General features: G+C 70.3%; 2 protein-coding genes and 1 pseudogene. All 3 read right to left on the bottom strand.

Annotated elements, in window-relative coordinates:
• A partial coding sequence (gene folP / locus HW578_RS24560; RefSeq protein ID WP_198373332.1) for a dihydropteroate synthase occupies positions 1-975 on the bottom strand: 975 nt, incomplete at its 3' end.
• A gap of 185 nt (positions 976-1,160) precedes the next feature.
• Positions 1,161-3,086 (bottom strand): ATP-dependent zinc metalloprotease FtsH, encoded by a 1,926-nt coding sequence (gene ftsH / locus HW578_RS24555; RefSeq protein WP_198373331.1) that lies wholly within the window; start codon positions 3,084-3,086, stop codon positions 1,161-1,163.
• Positions 3,083-3,455: pseudogene (locus HW578_RS28045) on the bottom strand (hypothetical protein); the annotation flags it as partial. The pseudogene HW578_RS28045 and the gene ftsH, both read right to left, overlap by 4 nt.

Raw genomic sequence — 3,455 nt, 5'->3', positions numbered from 1 at the left:
GTCGTGGACGCGCAGCACCGACGCGCCGCGCGCGGCACCGGCCAGCGCGGCGGCGATGCTGCCGGGCACGCGCTGGCCCGCCTCCTCGACGCCCGAGAGCGTGCCGATGAACCGCTTGCGCGAGGCACCGAGCACCACCCGGCAGCCCAGCGCGGCCAGCAGCGGCAGCCGGTCGATCAACGCCAGGTTGTGCGCGATGGTCTTGCCGAAGCCGATCCCGGGATCGATCGCGATCCGCCCGCGCGGAATGCCCAGCGCCTCGCAGGTCGCAATGCGGTCGCGCAGGAAACCCGCCACCTCGAGCGCCACGTCGTCATAGCGCGCGAGCGACTGCATGGTCGCCGGGTCGTCGCCGGGCATGTGCATCAGGATCACCGGCGCCTGGGACCGCGCCACCAGCGCCAGCGCGGCCGGATCATGGCGCAGCGCCGAGACGTCATTCACGATCTCAGCCCCGGCCTCGAGCGCGGCCGCCATCGTCGCGGCATTGCGCGTGTCGATGCTGACCGGCGCAGCCTTGGCCAGTTCGCGCACCACCGGCAGCACGCGCGCCATCTCCTCCTCGGGCGTCACCGCTCCCGCGCCGGGGCGCGTCGATTCGCCGCCGATGTCGAGGATATCGGCCCCGGCCTCCAGCATGGCGTGGCCGGCGGCGATGGCACGCTGCAGGTCGAAATGCCGCCCGCCATCGGAGAAGCTGTCGGGCGTCACGTTCACCACGCCCATCACCAGCGGGCGATCAGGCGGAAGGCCGGCGAAGGGGGCCACGCGCTCGGCGATGGCGTGCAGGGCGTCGTGCCAGTCCTCCGGCACCTCGCGGATGGGGCCGACGCCCAGGTCCTCGCCATCCTCGATCAGGCGCACGAAGGCGAAGGCGATGTCGCCGCCCTGCAGGGGCAAGGCATAGCCCTCGCGCAGCGCGTGGAAGGCGACCGGGCCGGTGAGCAGGCCAAGAGGTTCGATGAAGCGCGTCATGGGCGGGGCGCCGCCACGGCAGGCCTCGCCGCCGCCGGGGCACATCGGCCGACGCCAAGGACTGCCCGCAAGGGCCGGGAGGCCTCTGCAAAGCGATAGCAGGCGATGGGCATGAGGCAGGACACCAGAAACAGAAAGGGCGCGCCTGGCATAGCGCGCCCGATCCGTGTGTCCAGAGGCCCCGCTCAGGTTGCCGGCGCGGGCCCCGGGTTGAGGCCCGGCGGGCGCGGCGTGGTCGGGCGCCCGGACGAGGGCACGGAGCCGCGGCCCATGTTCACCGGTTCGTCCGGACGGTTGCGCACGATCGGCTCGCCGCGGATCACCAGCCTGATCTCGTCGCCGGACAGCGTCTCGTGCTCCAGCAGGCCCTTGGCCAGCAGGTGCAGCTCGTCCATGTGCTCGGACAGGATGGTCTTGGCCCGGGCATAGGCGCTGTCGATGATGGCGCGGATCTCGCCGTCGATCTTGCGCGCCGTCTCCTCGGACAGGTTCTTGGTCTGCGTGACCGAGTGGCCGAGGAAGACCTCCTGGCTGTTGTCGCCGTACGCGATCATGCCGATCACGTCCGACATGCCCCATTCCATGACCATCATGCGCGCCTGGCTGGTCGCCATCTTGATGTCGCCAGACGCGCCGTTGCTGACCTTGTCCGCGCCGAAGATCAGTTCCTCGGCGACGCGCCCGCCCATCGCCATGGCGAGTTCGGACTTCAGCTTGGACTTGTGCTTGGAATAGCGGTCCCCGGCCGGCAGCGACATCACGAGGCCCAGCGCGCGCCCGCGCGGGATGATGGTCGCCTTGTGGACCGGGTCGCATTCCGGCTCGTGCATCGCGACCAGCGCGTGGCCCGCCTCGTGGTAGGCGGTCATGCGCTTCTCGTCCTCGGACATCACCAGCGACCGGCGCTCCGCGCCCATCATCACCTTGTCCTTGGCGGCCTCGAACTCGGCCATGCCCACGGTGCGCCGGCCGGTGCGCGCGGCGAGCAGCGCACCCTCGTTCACCAGGTTCGCGAGGTCCGCACCCGAGAAGCCCGGCGTGCCGCGCGCGATCACCTTCGGGTCGACGTCGGAGGCCAGCGGCACCTTGCGCATGTGCACGCGCAGGATCTTCTCGCGCCCGTTCACGTCGGGGTTGGGCACCACCACCTGGCGGTCGAAGCGGCCCGGGCGCAGCAACGCGGGGTCGAGCACGTCCGGCCGGTTGGTGGCCGCGATGATGATGACGCCCTCGTTGCTCTCGAAGCCGTCCATCTCGACCAGCATCTGGTTGAGTGTCTGCTCGCGTTCGTCGTTGCCGCCGCCTAGGCCTGCGCCACGATGCCGGCCGACCGCGTCGATTTCGTCGATGAAGATGATGCAGGGCGCGTTCTTCTTGCCCTGTTCGAACATGTCGCGCACGCGCGACGCGCCGACGCCCACGAACATCTCGACGAAGTCGGAGCCCGAGATGGTGAAGAAGGGCACGTTCGCCTCGCCCGCGACGGACCGCGCGAGCAGCGTCTTACCGGTGCCCGGCGGACCCACCAGCAGCACACCCTTCGGGATCTTGCCGCCCAGGCGCTGGAACTTCTGCGGGTCGCGCAGGAAGTCCACGATCTCCTCGAGCTCGCCCTTGGCTTCCTCGATGCCGGCCACGTCCTCGAAGGTGACGCGGCCCTGCTTCTCGGTCAGCAGCTTGGCCTTGGACTTGCCGAAGCCCATGGCGCGACCGCCGCCGCCCTGCATCTGGCGCATGAAGAAGATCCAGACGCCGATCAGCAGCAGCATCGGGAACCAGGACATCAGGTAGTGCAGCAGCGGGTTGACGTCGCTTTCCTCGGGCCGCGCCACGACGCGCACGTTCTTCTCGGTCAGGCGCGAGACCAGCGCGGGATCTTCCGGCGTGTAGGTCTGGAAGGACCGCCCGTCGCTCAGCTGGCCCGTCAGCGTGCGGCCCTGGATCGAGACCTCGCGCACATGGCCGGCATTCACCTCGTTCAGGAAGTCCGAATAGGCCACCTGCTGGGCGCTCGTCCGTCCGCCGCCCGAAGGCTGGAACAGATTGAACAGCGCCACCAGCAGCAGGGCGACGATCACCCAGAGCGCGAGATTCCGGCCGAAATTATTCACGTGCGGTTGTCCGTCTCCGTGCCGGAGGGATCGTTCCCCCTGGCGTTGGCACTACACATAAGGTCGGGTTGACCACCCTTGAATGGCCGCGCCGAAAACTCTCCGCCCGCCCCCGGCGCGAAGATCATCGCGAAGGACCGGCAGGCCTCGGATGAAGGATAGTCCAGCATTGGCACCGCGGCCAGCGCGCCGTGCGGGTCCCGGATGGCGGGCAGCGCCCGCAGCACCGCCGATGGCAGGGCGGACCGGCCCCGCAACCCTGCCGCGCCATCCCCAAGCGCCCCGAGCCACCACCCGGCGCCGCCCGGCCCGACCAGCCGGAAGCGCCGGTCCCAGCAGGCGCCAACCCGCGCCGCGACGGGCGGCGCC

The organism is Roseomonas rosulenta (assembly GCF_016106005.1).
In the GTDB taxonomy this organism is placed as follows: Bacteria; Pseudomonadota; Alphaproteobacteria; order Acetobacterales; family Acetobacteraceae; genus Neoroseomonas; species Neoroseomonas rosulenta.
The sequence above is the reverse complement of the archived record's forward strand: the minus strand, read 5'-3'. Positions and strand labels throughout refer to the sequence as shown.